The sequence below is a fragment of the Psychrobacillus lasiicapitis genome (assembly GCF_006861795.1).
Taxonomy (GTDB): domain Bacteria; phylum Bacillota; class Bacilli; order Bacillales_A; family Planococcaceae; genus Psychrobacillus; species Psychrobacillus lasiicapitis.
In genome coordinates this window covers 62,971-84,307 of the sequence record NZ_VDGH01000001.1, presented here as the reverse complement: position 1 = coordinate 84,307, position 21,337 = coordinate 62,971, and the positions used below count along the sequence as shown (strand labels likewise).

The 21,337-nt window shown below is 37.2% G+C and carries 19 protein-coding genes; 2 read left to right on the top strand and 17 right to left on the bottom strand.

The window, feature by feature from the left end; genetic code table 11:
* Nucleotides 1–103 precede the first annotated feature (103 nt).
* The 3 genes from ald to FG382_RS00425 all read right to left on the bottom strand — a co-directional run bounded on the left by ald (nucleotide 104) and on the right by FG382_RS00425 (nucleotide 4,197).
* On the bottom strand, nucleotides 104–1,237 hold the full coding sequence (gene ald, locus FG382_RS00435; RefSeq protein ID WP_142536913.1) for an alanine dehydrogenase: 1,134 nt from the start codon (nucleotides 1,235–1,237) through the stop codon (nucleotides 104–106).
* Between the two features lie 43 nt (nucleotides 1,238–1,280).
* Nucleotides 1,281–2,651, bottom strand: coding sequence for an aspartate aminotransferase family protein (locus FG382_RS00430; protein WP_142536912.1), 1,371 nt, complete (start codon nucleotides 2,649–2,651; stop codon nucleotides 1,281–1,283).
* An 82-nt stretch (nucleotides 2,652–2,733) separates the two neighbouring features.
* Complete coding sequence (locus tag FG382_RS00425; protein ID WP_142536911.1) at nucleotides 2,734–4,197, bottom strand: CoA-acylating methylmalonate-semialdehyde dehydrogenase; 1,464 nt, start codon at nucleotides 4,195–4,197, stop codon at nucleotides 2,734–2,736.
* A gap of 151 nt (nucleotides 4,198–4,348) precedes the next feature.
* Here FG382_RS00425 and FG382_RS00420 point away from each other — a divergent pair, with 151 nt between their 5' ends.
* Nucleotides 4,349–5,995 (top strand): PucR family transcriptional regulator, encoded by a 1,647-nt coding sequence (locus FG382_RS00420; RefSeq protein WP_142536910.1) that lies wholly within the window; start codon nucleotides 4,349–4,351, stop codon nucleotides 5,993–5,995.
* Between the two features lie 63 nt (nucleotides 5,996–6,058).
* Here FG382_RS00420 and FG382_RS00415 read toward each other — a convergent pair whose 3' ends face one another.
* The 7 genes from FG382_RS00415 to FG382_RS00385 form a co-directional block, all read right to left on the bottom strand.
* Nucleotides 6,059–6,622, bottom strand: a complete 564-nt coding sequence (locus tag FG382_RS00415) for a DUF3156 family protein (protein WP_142536909.1) — start codon at nucleotides 6,620–6,622, stop codon at nucleotides 6,059–6,061.
* A gap of 42 nt (nucleotides 6,623–6,664) precedes the next feature.
* Nucleotides 6,665–8,116, bottom strand: a complete 1,452-nt coding sequence (locus FG382_RS00410; RefSeq protein ID WP_142536908.1) for an APC family permease — start codon at nucleotides 8,114–8,116, stop codon at nucleotides 6,665–6,667.
* Nucleotides 8,103–9,308, bottom strand: coding sequence for an iron-containing alcohol dehydrogenase (locus tag FG382_RS00405; protein WP_142536907.1), 1,206 nt, complete (start codon nucleotides 9,306–9,308; stop codon nucleotides 8,103–8,105). The genes FG382_RS00410 and FG382_RS00405 overlap by 14 nt, the downstream gene beginning before the upstream one ends.
* A 451-nt stretch (nucleotides 9,309–9,759) precedes the next feature.
* Nucleotides 9,760–11,277 (bottom strand): aldehyde dehydrogenase family protein, encoded by a 1,518-nt coding sequence (locus FG382_RS00400; RefSeq protein WP_142536906.1) that lies wholly within the window; start codon nucleotides 11,275–11,277, stop codon nucleotides 9,760–9,762.
* A gap of 903 nt (nucleotides 11,278–12,180) precedes the next feature.
* A complete protein-coding gene (locus FG382_RS00395; protein ID WP_142536905.1) occupies nucleotides 12,181–12,720 on the bottom strand; it encodes a DinB family protein in 540 nt (179 codons plus the stop codon).
* Between the two features lie 81 nt (nucleotides 12,721–12,801).
* On the bottom strand, nucleotides 12,802–13,353 hold the full coding sequence (locus FG382_RS00390; RefSeq protein ID WP_142536904.1) for a GNAT family N-acetyltransferase: 552 nt from the start codon (nucleotides 13,351–13,353) through the stop codon (nucleotides 12,802–12,804).
* 15 nt (nucleotides 13,354–13,368) lie between these two features.
* Nucleotides 13,369–13,875, bottom strand: a complete 507-nt coding sequence (locus FG382_RS00385; RefSeq protein ID WP_142536903.1) for an NUDIX domain-containing protein — start codon at nucleotides 13,873–13,875, stop codon at nucleotides 13,369–13,371.
* 358 nt (nucleotides 13,876–14,233) lie between these two features.
* Here FG382_RS00385 and FG382_RS00380 point away from each other — a divergent pair, with 358 nt between their 5' ends.
* Nucleotides 14,234–15,526, top strand: a complete 1,293-nt coding sequence (locus tag FG382_RS00380) for a hemolysin family protein (RefSeq protein ID WP_142536902.1) — start codon at nucleotides 14,234–14,236, stop codon at nucleotides 15,524–15,526.
* 111 nt (nucleotides 15,527–15,637) lie between these two features.
* Here the strand turns inward: FG382_RS00380 and FG382_RS00375 are convergent, their stop codons facing one another.
* The 7 genes from FG382_RS00375 to FG382_RS00345 form a co-directional block, all read right to left on the bottom strand.
* Entirely contained in the window at nucleotides 15,638–16,636 is a 999-nt protein-coding gene (locus FG382_RS00375; RefSeq protein ID WP_142536901.1) for an NADP-dependent oxidoreductase, read from the bottom strand.
* 26 nt (nucleotides 16,637–16,662) lie between these two features.
* Nucleotides 16,663–17,013, bottom strand: coding sequence for an ArsR/SmtB family transcription factor (locus tag FG382_RS00370; protein WP_142536900.1), 351 nt, complete (start codon nucleotides 17,011–17,013; stop codon nucleotides 16,663–16,665).
* Between the two features lie 413 nt (nucleotides 17,014–17,426).
* Nucleotides 17,427–17,942, bottom strand: coding sequence for a GNAT family N-acetyltransferase (locus FG382_RS00365; protein WP_142536899.1), 516 nt, complete (start codon nucleotides 17,940–17,942; stop codon nucleotides 17,427–17,429).
* A 23-nt stretch (nucleotides 17,943–17,965) separates the two neighbouring features.
* Complete coding sequence (locus FG382_RS00360) at nucleotides 17,966–18,763, bottom strand: class I SAM-dependent methyltransferase (protein ID WP_142536898.1); 798 nt, start codon at nucleotides 18,761–18,763, stop codon at nucleotides 17,966–17,968.
* A gap of 26 nt (nucleotides 18,764–18,789) precedes the next feature.
* On the bottom strand, nucleotides 18,790–19,674 hold the full coding sequence (locus FG382_RS00355) for an alpha/beta fold hydrolase (RefSeq protein ID WP_142536897.1): 885 nt from the start codon (nucleotides 19,672–19,674) through the stop codon (nucleotides 18,790–18,792).
* Nucleotides 19,675–19,707: 33 nt separating this feature from the next.
* The gene (locus FG382_RS00350; RefSeq protein WP_142536896.1) at nucleotides 19,708–20,190 is read right to left on the bottom strand and encodes an NUDIX hydrolase; all 483 of its coding nucleotides are present in this window, start codon (nucleotides 20,188–20,190) and stop codon (nucleotides 19,708–19,710) included.
* Between the two features lie 263 nt (nucleotides 20,191–20,453).
* Nucleotides 20,454–21,191: a hypothetical protein gene (locus tag FG382_RS00345; protein WP_142536895.1), complete on the bottom strand. Its 738-nt coding sequence runs from the start codon at nucleotides 21,189–21,191 to the stop codon at nucleotides 20,454–20,456.
* Nucleotides 21,192–21,337 lie beyond the last annotated feature (146 nt).

Here is a 21,337-nt window from a genome sequence, read left to right as displayed (position 1 = left end):
GCCACTCCCCTAAATTTTAAATTAGGAGAAGCTGCCCTTTGTTTGTATGTTGTATTCTACAAAATAATCGCTCTTTATTCTTACTTACTTCGTTTCTTTTGATCTATTGATGTGCAAATTCCTTCTTTAGTAGCTCTTGTATCGATTTAAATGCATACCCAAGGTCTTCCGCCACCGCCTTGTACGTCACATGACCATCTAATATATTGACACCTTTTGCTAAGGGCTCATTATCAAGACAAGCTTGAACGTATCCCTTGTTCGCAATTTGTAAAGCATATGGTACGGTCATATTTGTTAAAGCCATGGTTGATGTATAAGGAACTGCTCCAGGCATATTGGCAACGGCATAGTGAACAACTCCATGCTTTTCATATGTCGGGTTATCATGCGTTGTAATTCGGTCCGATGTTTCAAAAATACCACCTTGATCAATCGCAATATCAACAAGTACGGAACCAGGACTCATGGACTTGATCATCTCTTCCGAAACGAGTTTCGGAGCTCGTGCACCCGGAATAAGAACTGCTCCAACAACCAGGTCAGAATCTTTCACCGATACAGCGATATTATAAGGGTTGGACGCGAGTGTCTGCACATCATTCCCGAAAAGCTCTTCCAATTGTCGGAGTCGATCTACACTTAAATCGATAACAGTTACCTGTGCTCCCATACCAATTGCAACGCGTGCCGCATTTGTTCCAGCAATTCCACCTCCGATAATGGTCACCTTGCCGCGTGGTACACCAGGAACTCCTCCTAATAGAACCCCTTTTCCTCCGTGAATTTGTTCCAGATATTGTGCACCGATTTGTGTAGCCATACGACCAGCTACTTCACTCATCGGTGATAACAATGGCAATGTATTATTCGGCAATTGTACTGTCTCGTAAGCAATTGCAACGACTTTATTGTCTATTAAAGCTTTTGTCAAAGCTGGCTCTGCCGCCAAGTGTAAATAGGTGAAAAGGATTAACCCTTCTCGGAAATAACCGTATTCTTCTTCTAACGGTTCTTTTACTTTCATTACCATGTCAGCTAGCCATGCCTCTTTTGCTGTTGCAACAACAATAGCTCCTTCGCGGTTGTAGTCCTCATCTGTAAAACCTGATTTCAAACCAGCTCCTGTTTCGATGTAGACTTCATGACCAGCATTCTTTAATGTAACAACTCCACTAGGTGTCATTGCTACTCGATTTTCGTTGTTTTTTATCTCTTTTGGAACACCGATTTTCATTTATACTCCTCCTCGATCTACGTGTAGTATTCCTTGATTTGGTTTAGCCTTTGAAAGACTCGTTTTCTTTAAATACTTTTTTTAGTACCGCAAGGATAAAATCAACATCTTCATCCGTACAAGAAAGCGGTGGGCTAAGTGCTAGAATATTGTTATAACCGGCAACTGTATCCCCATTTCGTCCAATAATGAGTCCGTTTGCCTTACACTCACCAATAATTTTTGCAACACGTGCATTAGTCGCTGGCTCTCTTGTTTCCTTGTCCTCTACAAGCTCAATCCCAATTAGGAAACCAAGACCGCGGATATCTCCAACAAACGGGTGGTCTTTAAGAGTTTCTAACTCTTTTAGCACACGTTCCCCAATTTCCGCAGAACGTTCAAAAAGATTTTCTCTTTCCATAATTTCTAGGTTTTTTAAAGCCACCGCACAAGCTGCTGGATTTCCACCAAACGTATTCACATGACGGAAGTGGCTGTTTTCTTCTCCAGTATCGAATTTTTCGTATATATCTTTGCGAATCGCAGTTACAGATAGCGGCAGGTAAGCACTTGTCAGACCCTTCGCCATCGTAATGATATCCGGCTTCAAGTTGAAATGCTGATGACCAAACGATTTTCCTGTACGACCGAAACCACAAATCACTTCATCTACAATAAGCAATACACCATGACGGTTACAAATCTCTTGGACTTTTTCCAAATAAACAGGATGTGGAATCAGAATACCGCCACCTGTAATGAGCGGTTCCATAATAATTCCGGCAATCGTCTCTTTTTGCTCCCAAATAATCTTTTCTTCAAATTCCTGAGCACGTTGAATGTTATATTCTTCGATGGATTGTCCTGCTGGTCTACGGTAATTATCTGGCGGTGCTACATGTAAGAATCCAGGTGCAAGTGGCTCATATTTATATTTACGCAATGCTTGACCTGTTGCTGCTAGCGCGCCCATTGAACTACCATGATAGGCACGATAACGAGAAATAAATTTATAACGAGAAGGTTCCCCATTTTGCTGATGATATTGACGTGCCAGCTTAAACGCTACTTCATTAGCATCAGAGCCACTATTCGAATAAAAAATCTGATAATCGTCGCCAAGCATTTTATTTAGCTTTTCTGCTAATTCAATTGCTGGTCCGTGACTTTGAGTCATCGGTACATACGCCAGTTTTTTCATTTGCTCGTATGCTGCTTGCGCAAGTTCTTCGCGACCGTAGCCAACATTCACTGCCCACAGTCCAGACATTCCGTCTAGAAAACGGTTGCCAGCATGATCTGTAATCCACGCTCCCTCTCCACTCTCGACAACCATCGGCGGATTCTTTTCGTTGTATGCAGAAATGTGATGCCATACATTTTCACGGTCTTTTTGCACTAATGACTTTGTCGTCTCTTTTGCAGTTGTCATTTTCTCCACTCCCTTTTTTTAAATGAAGCTTGCATTTGTAAGCTTCAGCCTATTTATCCTTGCTTGAACAAATACTTTACACTCAGTGACGTGCTGTTAACATTTTCTTACGCGTGTAAAACTCAATCCCATCACGCCCATTGGCATGCAAATCTCCGTAGAACGATTTTTTATAGCCAGAGAATGGGAAGAATGCCATTGGTGCTGGCACACCAAGGTTTACACCAAGCATTCCAGCATCGATTTCCTCTCTGAACTGACGAATTGCTTTGGCGCTATCTGTAAATAAGCAAGCTCCATTTGCGAACTCCGATTTATTCGCAAACTCAATTGCTTCCTCCAATGTTTCCACCCTTACAATAGACAATACTGGTGCAAAGATTTCTTCTTTCCAAATCTTCATTTCCTGTGTCACATGATCGAAAATGGTCGGTCCAACAAAATAACCACCTTCTGAAGTGGATTTGTCGCTACGGCCATCACATAAAAGTTTTGCGCCATCTTCTATACCTGATTCGATATAGCTTAATGTTTTGTCTTTATGGGAATCTCGAATGACTGGTCCAAGGAATACCCCTTCTTCTAAACCATTACCAATTGTCATCTTATTCGATTCTTCTACTAACCTTTCAACCAAACCGTCCGCTACGTCACCAACTGCAACGACAACTGCACAAGCCATACATCTTTCCCCGGCAGATCCAAATGCAGCATTAATAATATTGGTTACAGTTAAGTCCATATCTGCATCTGGCATAACAATGGTATGATTTTTTGCACCTGCTAGTGCTTGAACGCGTTTGCCATTCGAGGTTCCTGTTTTGTATACATATTCAGCTACTGGCTGAGAACCTACAAACGATACAGCCGGGATGTCCGGGTGGCTAAGAATGCCATTCACAATATCATGTGCACCATGGACGATATTGAAGACACCATTTGGAAGACCTGCTTCATGCAGTAACTCCGCAAGACGATTTGCCAAAAGTGGCGTACGCTCTGATGGCTTTAGGATGAACGTATTTCCACTCGCAATCGCTAGAGGGAACATCCAGCATGGCACCATCATTGGGAAGTTGAAAGGGGTAATTCCTCCAATTACTCCAAGTGGATAACGGAACATACCAGACTCAACATTCGTCGCAATATCAGGTAGTTGTGTACCCATCATGAGTGTCGGAGCACCAGCCGCAAACTCGACACATTCAATACCACGTAACACTTCACCATACGCTTCGTTATAATTTTTTCCGTTTTCCATCGTAATAAGTTTCGCCAGCTCATCCCAATTTTCAGTTAGTAACTGTTGATATTTAAATAAAATCCGAGCACGTTGCGGAACAGCTGTTTTTTTCCATTTAACAAACGCTTTTTTTGCGGCTTTTACTGCATTGTCCAAATCTTCCTTTGTAGAAATCGGAACTTCCGCAAGAATTTCTCCGGTCGCCGGATTCGGCACTTCTTCATATTTATCTGTCGTTGACTTTACCCATTGTCCATTGATGAAATTTGTGAGCGTTTTCTTTTCTACTGCTGTAGTCGTCATATTTTATTCCTCCTATTCTATTTCTCTTGCTAGTTCATGCTATTTTCGATAGACTTCATAGTATACTTTACAAAGTATTTAGACTATTGTCACTTTACACTATGTTAAATCATGACCTTATTATTTTTACGTTATGGGGAGGAATCTTTTGATGAATGAATTGAAATTGACAGTTCGAGACGTGCTTGCTCGTGATTCGTTCAAATGTGCAAAAGTTATTGCGGGAGAAAGTGGATTAGAGCGGCAAGTGAAATGGTCACATGTGTTAGAAGTTAATGACTTTGAATCATTGATCAACGGAGGGGAAATGATTCTTACAACAGGTGGCGGTCTGCAGCTCGACCTTCCTAAGCAACTAGCATATTTAAAAAAGTTAATCGAAAAAGATGTCGCATGTATTTGCATAGAGCTAGGAATTTATTTTAAAGAAATCCCTTCAGAACTCATTGATCTTGCAAATAAGCACTCTTTTCCTATTGTAATATTTGAACATACCGTAAAGTTTGTTGATATCACCCAAGACCTACATACATTTATTATCAATCAACATCATCAAATGCTTTCCCAGCTTGATGTGCTATCACGAAAATTTAATGCTTTGTCTCTTACTCCCAATGGTATTTTAAAGATTCTATTAGAGTTGCATCAGTTTTTCCGTGAGGATGTTATATTCATTACAGATAATGGAAAATCCTATTATTACCCAACTGAAACTAAGGAATTAGAAAAAACTATTCGAACTTATCTCGAAAATTCCATGTTGCCCCATTCGGAACAAATACTTATTACGATTGATGAGCAGTCCTTCGCCCTCATGCCAGTTGATGGACTGGGACAAACTTGGGGATATTTATGTCTTCAATTAAAACAGACAATACCTGACGAATTTACCTTTCTTATGTTGGATCGTGCTGCGCTTGCTATTGCCCAGATTTTATTACGTAATCGAACGATTGAAGAGCGGAAACAACATAACGAGGATGAGATTGTCCGCAACCTCTTGAACGGTCGAGATGTCGATCGAGACGATCTCCAAACTTATTTGCCTGCTACTAGTCGCAATTTGTACTATAGAGTTTTTATAATCCGCACAGATTTTCCTGAGTCGAGATTCAGTGAGGAAGATTGGGAAGAAATTAAACTTCAACGATCGATGATGATCCGTTCACTCTTTAAACGTCAAGGTTTCTTTCCTGCCGTTTCTACAAGTAAAAGTGAAATAGCAGTTATCGCTTCTTTTATAGCCGCAGACTATTTAAAAATGGAGAAGAATCGATTTTCTCAAATTATCCAACATATTATTAGTATGCACGATAATAACTTCCTCGTTGGAAGTTATTGTTCTTTCGGGGTGAGTAAAGTTTATAAAGAAGTTGGAGATGTTAAAAAAAGCTATGAGGAAGCAAGTAAAGCTTTGAAAATGCGCGTCTCCGGAATTGGCAAAACCCACTTCTATGAAGAGCTAGGAATCTATAAATTACTTCTTCTATTAAAGAATAGCAATTACCTAGAAAACTACGTTCAGGATTACTTATCTGCCATACTCGATTACGATGAGAAAATGGAAAGCAATCTTTTTGAAACGCTTTGCGTCTATCTCGAATGTAGCGGATCAAAAAAAGAAACAGCAGAGAGCCTTTTCATTGTCAGACAGACTTTATATCACCGACTTGAAAAGCTGGAATCTCTTCTAGGCGAAGATTTTATGGAACCATCTAATCGCCTTGCACTTGAGGTTGCAATAATGGCATTTCGATTGTTAAAAGAGGACGAAGAGAAAACCGGTCTTGCTCACTAATGGAGAACCGGTTTTCCTAATTTATATACTACTTCTTTTCCAGTATTACATTATGAAATGAGTTCACTCTTTCAAGTTTCTTGTTATAGTTGCTAATGTTTTCATTAGCCTATTCACGTTTTCGATTTCTACATTACTAGGCCTTCTCATATATCTTAACGGAGGAATTAACATCCAAATAAAATCACCAAAATTTGGCCAGATTTCAATTGTCCACTGCTTGCGCTTCTCGACATATTGAATTACCAATTTCTCGAAATCCACTTCTTTACAGATTTCGATTAACTCTGTGTCTTGATTAAATTTTTTTGCAAATGATGCATTCTCTTTTGATTGAAAAAAAGGTTTTTTCTCTTTAAATTTCCCTCTATACTTAAGGGAAATTGTAAAATCACGACTATTTATAGTGGAATCAATTACACCATGAATACCAAATATATAAATTCTTCCCATCCACTTGTTAATGATTTTATAGGATGTGTGTAATTTGTATAAACCTATATTTCGCCCATTAAGCTCTATATTGTTATATTCACGATTTTCTATTTGGCAATATTTTTGAAAATCACTCGTAACAATATTTAAAGAATGATCAGCACGATTATCTACAAGCGAATAGATTCCCATATTTTCCCCACCAATTCTCTATTTCTGTCATTGTGACTAAATTTAATTGACGGCTTTACTTTCAACCTCAACTAGTCCTTTAACTTTTCCTTGACGATCCTTATCTTCAGTATCATCAAATTCGCTACGTCCTTTAATTTTATCAAGCATTTCATCCAACGGTACTGGCGTGAACAAATCTTGTTTATTTTTCTTTAAGTACACAATGCCAAATACTAATATGACGGAGATAACCAATAATGAAATTTTTAATACTTGTAAATCTACATAAAGTGTATAAATCATATAGACACATGCTGTAATACCAACAATTTGTGGCAGTGGGTATAATGGCGTTTTAAAAGGACGTTTTGCCTCGGGATATCTTTTACGTAGTACAATGACATTCAATTGTGTAATGATATACGACATCAGCCAAGTTGCACAGGCTACAGAAATCATCGTTGTGATAAAACCAATGTTTGCATTGTTGATAAATGCATAGGTTAAAACAATCAAGATGAGTCCAATAACAAAAAATATACCAAACCAAGGTGTTCTCGTTTTGGGATGTAAGTAAGAAAACACTTTGGGCAATAATCCTTCTTTTGATAAGCCATAGAGCATTCTAGGCACGCCAGCTAAATATGTGTCACATGTAGTAATTGCAGCTAATATAGAAACAATTCCCATTAGCACTAGTCCTGGAGTACCCAACATTGCACTTGCACCATCAACATGTGGAATAGTGGATTGCGCTAATACATCTAACTCGATATATTTTGTGATCCCCAATCCAAACAACAAATCTACCAACCAGATTGAAAAACAACCAAACAACATTGCCAATGGGATATTGCGGCCTGGGTTTTTAATCTCTTCTGCTAACGGCGTAACAAATTCCATACCTATAAATAGCCAAATAGCTATACCTAAAGTACCTGCCTGTTGCTTCCAAGTTAAAGGTGAAAATACAGGTTGTTCTGCAAGTTGTTCTACAGTTCCTATGCCCAATATTCCTGCCACTCCTAGCAATCCCAAAATAACCATCATACTAATCGCTAATGTGGTTTGAATTTTACCAAATGCTGAAACTCCTATCAGATTAATAGCAGTAAGAGTTACCAAAATAAAGATAACCCCAATATACCAAGGAATACCAGTTAACGTTTCAAACGATTGTCCGCCCACTATCATATTTGTTCCGCCGTCTGTTCCTACAAGAACAATATATCCAGCTAATACTGCAAATAGAGCAGGTAACTTCCCGAACGAAGGTAGCGTGTATTCACCTACCATTCCGGCACCAGGAAGCATTGCTGCCATTTCCGAGTAAGACAAAGCAACACATAAAATAATAGCTAATGAAATAAACGCAATGATACTAAATGCAGGACCGCCCACTCCATAGCCATTCCCTAGAACAACCATAGCTGTTCCTGATACTACTAGACCTACCGAAGCAGAGTATGCAGTCCAAAATCCTAACGTTCGTTTTAATTTAATTTCTGACATCCGACTCACCCACTATTTCTAAAGATAGTTCTTCATTAAATGCTTTATAGAACAAGTTTAAATAGTCATCTTTAGTTGCTATTCTCGGATTGCTAGAAGCAGACACATTTTGTGTTGCTGCTTCTGCCAGATACTCAAAATCATTCGTATTTACATTTTCGATATCTTTCATTTTGGGGATTCCTATTTTTTCTGCTAGCTCTGCAAGTATTTTTACCCCCTCTTTTGCAATGCTTTCATCTGATGAATGTTTTTGGGCGTCAGCACCGAGAAGGAGGGCTACTTTTGCATGTTTAGAAACATTGGATGGGATATTATAATCAAAAACGTATGGTAGTAACATTGAATTTGCAATTCCATGCGGTGTATCGTATAACCCACCCAAAGCCTCCGCCATACAATGCACCCCACCAACATCCGCATTACCAAATGCAATTCCAGCAATTAGACTACCTACCAGCATATTTTCTCTCGCTTCGATATTATCGCCAGATTGCACTGCTTCCTCCAAGTTTTTCACAATAAGCTCAATTGCATATAGTGCTAACGCATCCGTAATCGGCTCAGCTAAATTGCAAGTGTATGCCTCCACAGCATGAGTCAAGGCATCCATTCCGGTTGAGGCTGTAATAAGTGGAGGCAGACTCACCGTTAATTCGGGATCGAGGATTGCAATTTTCGGAGCTACGTTAATATCTAGAATATTCATTTTTAGTTTAGTGACTGTATCTGTTATTACAGCAAAGAAAGTAATTTCACTTCCCGTACCTGAAGTTGTAGGTATACAAATTAGTGGTGTTATTGGATGTTTTAACTTATCTAGTCCATACCAATCGCTAATTGTGCCACCATGGCTGAGTAGTGTTCCAACTGCTTTCGCTGTATCCATAGAGCTACCGCCCCCAACAGCAATCAATAAATCGACATCCATTCTTTTTGCCATTTCGTATGCTTCCATGCAATCGACATCTCGGGGATTCGGTTTAACGTTGTCATAAATATGGTATTCAATTTTTTCCCGTTCCAATATCCTGAAAATATTGTCTAGAACGCCCGCATTACGTAATCCCTTATCTGTGACGAGTAAGACTCGTTTGCCTTTTAACTCTTTTATAAAATATCCAAGTTTTTCAATTTTACCGTTTCCGAATTCGATTTTTGTAGGCAAGTTAAAACTATAATCTTTTAACATTACAATATCCCCTTTATAATTAGTTTTATTCTTTACTAATAAACATTCGTTAATAATGATATTTTCAACTATATAGGCACATAGATTCCTCACTATCCCTCCTAACTAATTGAAATTTAAGAATATACTAATTATATATCTATTAAGAGTTTTAGTCATTTCACAGAAAGTAAACACAGAAAGCGTTTTCAGATACAGATTGTCCAAGTTATTACTTCGATGCATTTAGAAACGCTACAAACATCCACTTATTTTTTTATAAGTAAAAAAGGAAACGGTTGTCTACCATCACCGCTTCCTTTTTCATTTTTATCCCTTTAGTAAAGCATTCTTAATGAAGGTTAACTCGACTCACATAAGGAAATGAAGTCACTGTCCCTCGTTGGGCAACTTGATTTTCGATGTATATGATAGCAATACTTAAAAGTAAACTTCTATGCTTCATTACTTATCACCCTTTGTACCATCCAGAAGGTTGCACATTAAGAGCGATATTAATCTGTTTTGTCAGCAAATATTCTTCAAAACCGTATGTTCCTAAATCTGCTCCGATTCCACTTTGTTTGTAACCGCTCCATGGCGCTTCGTTAAATGTCGGGTGATAGGTATTAATCCACGTAATACCTGCTTGCAAACCACGGATAACACGCTGTGCTTTGGCCCCATCATTAGTAAATACTGCGGCAGCTAGTCCAAAGTCGGTGCCATTAGCCAACTCGAGAGCTTCTTCCTCCGTTTCAAAAACTTGAATCACTAAAACAGGACCAAAGATTTCTTCCTGAACAATACGCATATCCAGTTTTGTATTTGTAAAAATTGTTGGTTCAACAAAGTTGCCTTTCGCAAGTTCACCATTCATTATTCGATTTCCACCGCATAAAAGTTCTGCTCCCTCTTCCAAGCCAATTTTCACATAAGTTAGCACGCTCTCCATATGAGCTTCCGAGATGAGTGGCCCCATTTCTATACCTTCTTGCCAGCCTGGTCCAATTTTAATTTTTTTCGCTCGGGCCACAAGTTCTGGGACAAACTTGTCGTAAATACTCTTCTCAATAAGGAGACGTGAACCCGCGGAACAAACTTGCCCTTGCCCTGCAAATATCGCAAGTAATGCATAATCTATCGCCGTCTCAAAGTCAGCATCCGCAAAGACGATATTCGGTGATTTCCCACCAAGCTCCAAACCTACCTTCTTAATCGTATTCGCGGCGTCTTTCATAATTTGCTTACCCGTAGAAGTGCCGCCAGTGAAAGAGATTTTATCAATATCAGGATGATTAACAAGGACATCGCCAATAACTGAACCTGAGCCGAGCAGAAGATTCACAACACCATCCGGAAAACCAACCTCATCTATAATTTCAAACAAACGAATGAGTGTAAGCGGTGTCTGTGAAGCAGGCTTGATGACAATCGTACAGCCGGCTGCCAACGCCGCAGACATTTTCTGTGCTGCCATCACTAGCGGATAATTCCAAGGGACGATTTGTGCGACAACACCAATCGGTTCGCGGACCACCATCGCTTGTATATCATCCGGTACCTCATAGGTTTGCCCATGTGGTTTCGTGGCAATACCAGCATAGTAACGAAATTGATTGATCGCATCGTCGACATCAGCGAGGGAATCCTCATATACTTTTCCATTGTTTAAAGTCTCTAACATGGCAAACTCTTCTTTGCGGCCTTCTAATTTACTTGCAACCTTCAAGAGTAAGTCAGCTCTGTTACGGGCATAGGTTGTTTTCCAACCATTTTTATAAAAAGCATCTTTGGCTGCTTTTACAGCCGCGTTAACTTCTTCGTCTACCCCTTCTGTTACCAACGCTATGACTTCATTATTTGCCGGATTTACGATTTCTCGTGTTTTATTTGAAATGCTTTGAACCCACTTTCCATTTATATACATCTTTTGCACTACTTTTTTTGCTCTTAGGACCGGCTCAAATCTCTCAATTGCGATTGTCATATCGATTTTCCCCCTTCTAGTTAGAATGTTTTACTTTGTCACAAATAGATAACCCTACCTCATCAATCTATATATAGATCGATGTGAGAATAATCTTTTAAGTTATTAGATAAATCATACACTAGTGGATGCGAAAATAGGTAGACGTTTTGTAAGTTGATAGTATTTTATATTATACGGATTGTAAATAGGAGGAAGATTAAACTGTTTCAATCGTGGTTGGTAGGTCCCATCCTTCAACTTTCATTTGAGCGGTTGAAGTATTCTTCTATGTGCGCTTTATGTTGATGTCCTGTAAGCTCTTGACACTGGGAGCCCGGTTGTTTCCTTTAACTTTCTAGAGCTCTACATAAGTAGCTATCTTTCGATACCATGATGTCTACAGCTCCCTGTAATTCAAGATTTAAAAATGTTTATGCAAGCGATGCGATGACACCTTATGCGGACTTTACATATGACTGTATTGATTTTTCTGGGGCAGATATTGGTTTTCACTTAGTTATTAGGAATTAAAGGCGGTTTTTTTGGATTTATGAGAACTAAGATAGTTGTCATTGCAGTTGGTATATCTGACTTACTTGGAAAAGCTGTTCGTATTGCCACAGATAGTTTTATTTAGTGAAATCTTATCTTCTACATTGGGTCCATTGGTATTGTTGTTACAATTTTGCTGTAGAACTCAGCCAATATTCTTGTTAGTCCTTTCGTTGCGTAAATCGATTAAATTGGAATAACGGCAACGGGCAGGATTATGAACTTTGTCGTTCTGACCGCAGCTATAATATGGAAGGATCAGGTTAGTGAATTGAAGGAAGGTATATTACAAGCTTCCTCCAGGACGATCCGCTAAATAAAATGGAAAAGACGATATCTGCCTCGTGTAGCGATATCGTCTTTTTTGATTCATCTGTTTTCCGGATACGCTGCAGCACCAAAATATCTGTCTCTTATAATATTGCAATGATGAAGCTCGTGACCTATTATAATTACTATTAACGCACGAACAGTTACTTCTGAATTATTTGCATTACCGCGACGAAGTAAATCTTTTTCTGCTAAGCTTTTAATTAGGTGAATGGTTGATTGGCGCACAATGTTCAAATTTTGAAGAAGATCTTTTACTGACTGTTTATCAAATGATGCGTGTTGGGCATATTCTTTCTCCTCAAAACCAGGAAGAGAAGCCGTATCCCCACGCGCAATGGCTAATAGTCTATATGCCATTACTCGTTCTGTATCTGCCATATGGCCAATCACTTCTTTTACACTCCATTTTTCAGGTGCATAACGAAAATGAGCTTGTTCATCCGAAATGTCGAGTAATAAGCCAATCGTTTTTTCCATTTGCTTTGTTAAAGTTTGTATAAAATCTTCATCCGGTACTAACTTTACATAGCTTGAATAATTTGGTGCGTATTCGTCTTCCTCTAATAATTTGTACATGTATATACCCCTTTATAGTTAATACTTTTACATATTCGGAGAACCATCTATTTATTCGTTTTCCTATTAAATCGAGTACCTTTAGATAAGTTGAAGATCTTCTTTTAAAATGGAGTACATATACAAATCTTCAAATTTACCATTTGCGAATTCATAATGTCTTAACAATCCTTCCCTTTGAAATCCTTGTTTTTCTACTAGTTTTTGTGATGGAATATTCGTTAGTTCGATTAATGCCTCAATTCTTTCTAACTGGAAATGCTCAAAACCATATTTGCTAACTGCCTTCAATGCCTCACTTGCTATTCCCTGACCCCAGAAATCACTGCTTAATTCATATCCAATTTCCGTTCGATAATGTTTAGGATGTCTATTAAGAAAACCACAGCTTCCTATAACCTTATTAGAATCTTTTAGGGTGATGCCCCATCTAATCCCTGTCCCTTTTTCGTATATTGATTGATACCATTTAATTTCATCCCATACGTCTTCCTCTGTTTCAAAAGGTTCTAATCCCATCGGTTTTACCACATCTTGATCAGACAAATATGTATACATATCTTTAGCATCGTCTATTGATACTTTTCTTAAGATTAATCTGTTCGTTTCTATTGTAGGAAATTCTTTTTCCATTGTATTTAACTCCTTTTAATTCTTTTGGTGTATTCCTAATTTTAGAGCTTCCTTTAAGATTTGTAGCGATAGCTCATGATCATTCATCACATAAGGAAGTTCTTCTGGTTCCACCCAAATCCGAGACTTTGTTTCATTCTCTCTTAAAAAAGGAAGACACTCTTCAATGTCCATTCTATAGAATAATTGATAGCCAATTAAGGGATATGGTCCATCTTGGATAAAGTGAGGGTTATCTTGATGGTTCACTTCCACTGCACCAACGTACTTTATCTTCCCCTTCACATAACCTTCTTCATATGCTTCCCTATACATCGCTTCTTCAGGAGTTTCACCAAACTCTATATGCCCTCCTGGAATGTTAAAGCCTCTTTTTTTCACTTCAACCAACAAAACTTTTTCTTGGCTAAAACAATAACTATGAACACTTGTCACGATATCACCTGGACCTATGCTTTTGTGAGGATGCCATTGAAGACTGATCTTATGTCCTCCCCAATCTACATATATTTGTTTATTCATGAAAAACCTTCTCCCTTTCTACCTCGAAGCTCTCTATTATATCCCAATTAAAGCTGGGTATTATAACAAACGCCCCTTAAAATTTGTAATTGGTGAAATAGATTGAAAATTAATGCTACTACCCTATTATACCAATATTAGTTGAACGTTCTACTTCGAATTCTCCTTACTATTCCATAAAAGCTATTGAACTGTGGACTTCCATCAAAAGGAAGGAATGTCTTCAGAAAGGGTTAAACCTTTGTCGGAACGGGTAAAAAGACAAATAGATGAATTGATACTCTGTAAAAACGCAGTCACTAATATGAGGGCTGACGCACATAGGAGGTGAAGTCTTACTTTCAAGTAAGACAGCTTATTGACTATATTAAATTTAACAATATTCATTTTTTTATTGGTATTAACCGGTTTTTTCGTGGCGACAGAGTTTGCTATAGTTAAAGTACGAAATTCGCGAGTTGACCAGCTTGTTGCAGAAGGACGTAAAGGATCTCTTGCAGCAAAGCATGTAACCACACATTTGGATGAATACTTATCAGCGTGTCAGTTAGGGATTACTGTAACCGCTTTAGGAATTGGGATGGTAGGTGAATCGACATTTGAATTCATCTTACATCCATTATTCGAAACTATTGGGATAGGCACGGATTATATCCACTTCTTTACGATAGGGGCTGCTTTTGCAATCGCCACTTTTTTACATGTAGTCGTTGGAGAACTCGCACCTAAAACGGTTGCCATTCAAAAGGCAGAATCAGTGACACTTGCTTTTGCAAAGCCAATTATGATTTTCTATAAAATCCTATATCCATTCATTTGGCTCTTAAATGGTTCCGCTCGTGTGTTAGTTGGTTTAATAGGGATGAAGCCAGCCTCAGAACATGAGCTTTCACACACGGAAGAAGAACTTCGACTACTATTAGCGGAAAGCTTTAAAAGCGGCGAGATCAATCAAAATGAATTGAAATATGTCAATAATGTTTTTGAATTTGATGAGCGCACTGCTCGTGAAATTATGGTGCCCCGAACAGAAATTGTTGGATTTGAAAAAAATGCAACGTTTAATGATGTATTAACCATTATTTCTGAAGAACGTTATACACGTTATCCTGTTTATGAAGAAGATAGAGATAATATTATCGGTTTTGTAAATATTAAAGACTTTTTAACGCAAGGTATTAGCAATCGAATTACAGCAGAATCATTCGACTTAGCAAAGTTTACAAACCCTGTGATCAACACTATTGAAACTACACCAATCAATAATTTATTAATAAAAATGCAAAAGGAGCGTATTCATATCGCTATTTTGTTGGATGAATACGGTGGCACATCGGGCCTTGTTACAGTAGAGGATATTTTAGAAGAAATTGTTGGTGAAATTCGCGATGAATTCGACAATGATGAAATAGTAGATATCCGAAAATTAAAAGACGACCATTATATAATCCATTCAAAAGTGTTATTAGAGGACGTATCCAAATTATTAAACATTGAAATAGAAAACCCAGATGTCAATACAATCGGCGGCTGGTATTTCACACAAGATACAGATCTAGCAGAAGATAACTATATTGAGCATGCTGGTTATGAATTCTCGATTTATGAAAAAGAAGGGCATCAACTGCATTTTATAGAAGTAAAAAAATAGCTACTTGCACATTAGCAGCGAAACTCCTAGGGCATAAAGAACCTAGGAGTTTTTTGCGAACGAATAGATTAGGTAATGATCGGTTTGATTGTTCTAAACATTGTTTTACAACTATCTGATTTTTAATATTATTTTTCCTTTTGCCCTTCCTGACTCTGCATATTCCATCGCTTTCTGAGCATCTTCAAAAGGAAAAACTTTATCAATAATAGGTTTGATTTTACCAGTCTCCATATAGTTTGCGATTATACGTAATTGTTCTCCACTTGGCTTCATAAACAAAAACGTATATTGAACATTATACATTTTCTCAAGTTTAGTAAGTGCCTTACTGGCTATTGAAAACAACAACGTTTTAAAAAATCCAGAACCATATTCTTTACCGAAACGTGCATTCGGTAATCCTGAAACGGAAACAATCTTCCCTCCGCTTTTTATTACTTCGAATGATTTTTCGAGTATCTCACCCCCAAGTGTATCAAATACGGCATCATAATTTTTCAGTATCTCTTCAAATTTTTCAGTCTTGTAGTTGATAATTTTATCAGCACCAAGTGATTTTACTAAATTCGCTCCAGCATCACTGGCTGTAGTTGTAACAGTAGCTCCCATTGATTTGGCCAGTTGAATAGCAAAGGTACCCACACCACCAGACCCAGCATGGATTAAGATATTTTGTCCTTGTTGTAATTGCAAAATATCTACTAGAGCTTGATAGGAAGTTAACCCGACCAGCGGGATCGATGCAGCTTCTTCAAAGCTCAAATTCTTAGGTTTTAAAGCGATGTCATCTTCATGAATAGCGATATATTCAGCAAAAGTACCGATTTTACTCTTACGTGGACGTGCATATATTTCGTCACCAATTTTAAAACGAGTCACCTTTTTGCCAACCTTTATCACGACACCAGAAAAGTCATTTCCTAAGATAAGAGGCATTTTATATTTAACTAACATTTTCACTTTCCCATCACGAATTTTAAAATCCACAGGATTAATACTAGCAGCATGAATTTCTGCGAGCACCTCATATTCACCAATTTCCGGTGTGGACATTTCTTCCAAACGCATTGGAACTTTTCCATATCTATCAACAACCATTGCTCTCATAGCCTTTACCTCCAAGTAAAGTTTGTTTATATTTCATCATTTCCATAATAGTTCTGCATGAACTTATCAATATCCGACATAAGTGTTCTTAATAAGCCTAACTCTGTGCGTACATTAATATAATAAAAGTTTTTTGTCCCATCTTTACGCATTAAAATAACACCTGCATCTCGTAAAACCTTCAGATGATGGGATACAGCAGGTCGAGAAAGATGTGTTTGTTCAGTGATTTCGCCCACACGCAATCCTGTTTGACAATCCGTCCCCATTAGAACTAGCAAGATCGATTGACGTGTTTCATCACCTATGGCCAATAATACTTTCTGACAATTAATAAAATCCTCTTTGATCGTATTTAGTTGTTCTTGTTTATTCATTCAGTAAAATACCTCCAATAATCTGTTTAATGGTTTAAGTTGATGAACCATAATGCTGAATACAACCATATACCATTGCTAGGTTAGGTGCAATATTGAGAAAGAAAATCGAGACGAATACATCTTAGAGAGAAAGCATTATTAACTTTTTATGTTTAGCAACTTTAATCCGTAAAAAAACACTAGATAAGTAATCTAGAGTTCTTCTAAAAAGAAATATCCCCTGAATCGTATAGTAAATTCATTACGATTCAGGGGGTACTTTTTACTTTTTCTATTTACTCCTGACAGTACTCCTATTTGTATAAGTAGGTAATGGAATGTTAGGTAAAACGGTAGTAGCCAATTCCTCCAAATGAAATGGCTTCATAGTTATATAACTGCATTTTTCTTTTTTGTTAAATGAATAAATGCTAGAAGTTATTTGACCAAATAAAATGTACAAATTTCAAATTTTCACCGTTCATTATGAATTCTTCTTTACTCGTAGAAACCTGTATAAAACCGTTTTTCTCCAGTACTTTTCGTGATGCAATATTATTGCTTGTTGTTTTTGCATAAACTTCTTTAATATTTTCTTTTGAAACTTCTATTAATAGTAGTTTTAAAGCTTTATTTGCAATACCTTTTCCAGTATGAATTTCTCCAACTCTATAACCAACGTGACCTATACTTTCAATTCTATCAATATCAGTCAGATTTATTCTACCTACAATGGATTCGGTTTGATCTTTTATTAAACAAAAATAAGATATCCCCTTCTCTTGTTCTTCCAACAAGTCTCTATGTCTTTTTTGAAAAGTTTCAAAATTATAATACTCTTCCCCACGACTGGGTACGCTTTTTTCAAAATAGGCTCTATTGTCACTTTCAAAATTAAATAATTCTTCTGCATCCTGCTTCTTTAACTTTTCAATTGAAATGTCCATCGTAAGACCACCATCTCGTTCTCTTATTTGCTTTTTACAGCGAGCTTGACCGATACATTAATTTGTTTTTTATAAATTCCAGTATCATCAATCGCCAATAATTCTTCTTTTAACTGCTGTTCAAATGACCGAACATTTTCACCTAAAAATCGTTTAGTACCATAAGAAGTAGAATATATATTACCGATAATAGAATCCACTGTCCATACCTGTTCGGAAGTTGGCATATCGTGAATTTCTAAGTCAAATTTGGAATTTGAAATAATCGTTTGATGGCTAATGGTCGGATGCGCATATGTCGTGTTGCCTGCTCTTCTTTCATTTCCATACCAACGCTTCACTACCTCATCCACTTTCTTTTGCCATGGCAGCTGCTCCTTATTTGGAGAGTAATTATCAATAATCGCTACCCCACCGCCAGGAATAATCATTTCGTCTAAAGTTTCGAGGACCTTTACTCTATCCATCCAATGAAAAGCCTTTGCAATTGTTACCAATCGAAAAGTTTTATCCGATTTCTCAATATATGTATCGAGATCGCCAGTAAACCATTCCAGATTTTCTGCTCTAAATTCTTTACTTAGGCGTATTGCTTCATCAATCATTTCAGGCTCCGTATCAATTCCAACTATCTCTTCAAACCAGTCAGTGAATCTGAACGCTAATTGGCCAGTTCCACAACCTAAATCCAGCATTCGGCCTCCACCATCCAAAGAAAACCTTTCAATTAAAAACCTGATTAATGAAGCTGGATACATTGGTCTAAAACGTGAGTAAAAATGAGCCGTCCCTTTGAATAAATCTTCCCCATAAGCTGTCATTGTTAATGCTTCCTCTCTTACTTGTATTAGGCTTTTAAAAAGCCTAATACGCTACTTACAAACTTTTCTGTTTCCTCTAATTCGGGAAAATGAGCACTATTATTAAATAAAATCCATTCACTGTTAGAAAGATTTCTATTTATAAGATTGGATATTGGAATCCCTGTATTCCTATCATAAACACCAGTGATGATTAAAGTCTTATGGTGAATATGGTTAAGCCTTTCATATAACGTAGGAGTTATTGGGTTTTCCTGCAGAGCCTCTAGCATCAGTCCTGTATTATGTAAATTACTTTCTGTTACTAACTGTCGGTACTTTGTAGCAATATCTGGATCCACGAAAAGTAAACGGTCAATTGTTTCCTGATCAACAATTTCCCATACTTGTTTGTATTTATGTTCAATCAAGGTATTTTCCTGAAGTATTTCTTCTATCCTATTTACTAGAGTTATACTTGCAATCGATAGAAAACCAGCTATTTGAATCATATACTGCGTCTTCAGATTGATTAAACTAGGTCCCGATAAAATTACCTTGTTTATAAGATCTGGGAAGTTTGAAGCGAACTCAAGCGCTAACTCTCCTCCAAACGAGTAACCAAGTAAGTCTACCGTTTCACTACCCGTCCAGTGAATAATTCCCCTAAAATCGTCTATCAATTCATTCATACTATAAGCATTATCGTCAATTGGTTTACCACTTCTTCCACATCCACGTTGCTCATAATATACTACTGTTCTATTTTGGGATAGGTAAGGACCTACAGTTCTTTCAAAAGTATAAAGATTTCCACCTGGACCGCCATGAATAATAAATAAAGGAATCGTATCATTTTCTTTTCCTGCTACTTTTATCCAATGTGTTATTCCATTGATTTCTATTTGATATTCGCCGTTTTCTCTATTCATAATTGCTCCTTATGCTACATGTTAATCTACTTTCTAAACAGTTCTATTCAATTTTATTTCAAATGTAGGATGAGTGACATAATCCATATACTTTATTTCCCCAACAAACTCTAAATAGGCTTTATATCGAGTACGAATAGCTGGAGCTGTTACTAAATCAAGCACTTTCTCTTTCACTATCCACTGACTATCTGATGTTTCCTCTGAAGTAGCCAGTTCTCCTCCTACTGGATTGCATACATAATCCATCATTACCTTCGTTGGAACATCCGTAATACCATCGTAAAATTTATGAATTCCTGTATTCGAATAAACACCAATCAGTTTAGATACAGCAACGTCTATTCCACTTTCTTCTTTTATTTCCCTGATCAAAGCATCCATTAAATTTTCTCCCGCTTCTACTTGGCCTCCAGGAAATACCCAACCGCCATGATGCGTCTTCACTAAAAGAATATTTCCTTGTTCGTCCTCTACGATACCGCCCACTGCTACTATATGTGTTGGCATGACCATTACTTTAACCTCCCTACTATTTTTCGATGAGCTATTTATTTATAGTGCACTTTCCAGTAAGATTTTTCTAATACATTTCGCTTCGTGTTCATTCATTAGGTAAATAAGGAGCTTTTGAACAATAAATAGCTGGTGGTCTTTCTAATTCACCTTCAATTTGATTATCCTTCAAATAAGAAGTCTGCAAGTTTGTGGTGAGCCTATTTTCTACATTTATTACTGTAAATTTACCATTCGTTTTTTACAAAAAAACTTTTCAAAACTCAATTCTCAGATACTACCCTTACAAATTCAGCATGACTCGGTAGGAAGTCCGTTTCAGGAACTTCGTTGTACGAATAATTCTTAAAAACAGCAACTATATCTAGTTGGTCCTCTTCAGGAAATTCGTCTAATTTGTTGTCTAGTGCTTTTCTTAAATCTTCATCATTTACAATATCAAAGTAGATTGTCCCTTTTTCAAATTGCTCTAATGTATGTGGCATTGTTTCTAAATTCTCTTTGACTATAAAGGAATACTCATTTTCACTACCCGTATCATGAATGATGGAGCCTCTCACCTTAAATTCTCCAGTAAATTTAATGAAATAACCTGTCGTGTCATTAACGTCCTCTTTTTTTGTTTCTGAAACAATTTGCCCCGCAATCTCGCTATCTGTTTTTACTTGATTGGGTGAAAAGATGCTTAAAGTATCAGCTATGGTACGATTATTCGAAAGTGGAAATTCAAATACTTTCACATAACGATTAATTAATTCTTTGTGCATTTCCAAATCCATTTGTAAGGAAGTTATTTCGCTAGTTAATTGATCATTTTTCCTAGATAATTCAGCGTTAGCTATTTTCAAATCTAACTCTAATTCCTCTTTAACTACTGATAAGCTTGCATTTTCCTGTTTTAACTGTTCAATTTCTTTTTTTAATTCTTCCTCTGCTCCATCGTTAGAACATCCACTTGCAATCCAAATGAGAAGAATGATATTCATATAGAAATATTTCATAAACACCCTCCAAAATTTTGATATCAAGCATTATTTTCTTATACTTAATTCCAATTTAGATACCATTGATTTGTATTCTTCAGCGATTATTCTTTTCAATCCTTATTATTATGGAAATTCATAATATAGCCACCTTCGGAAAAACT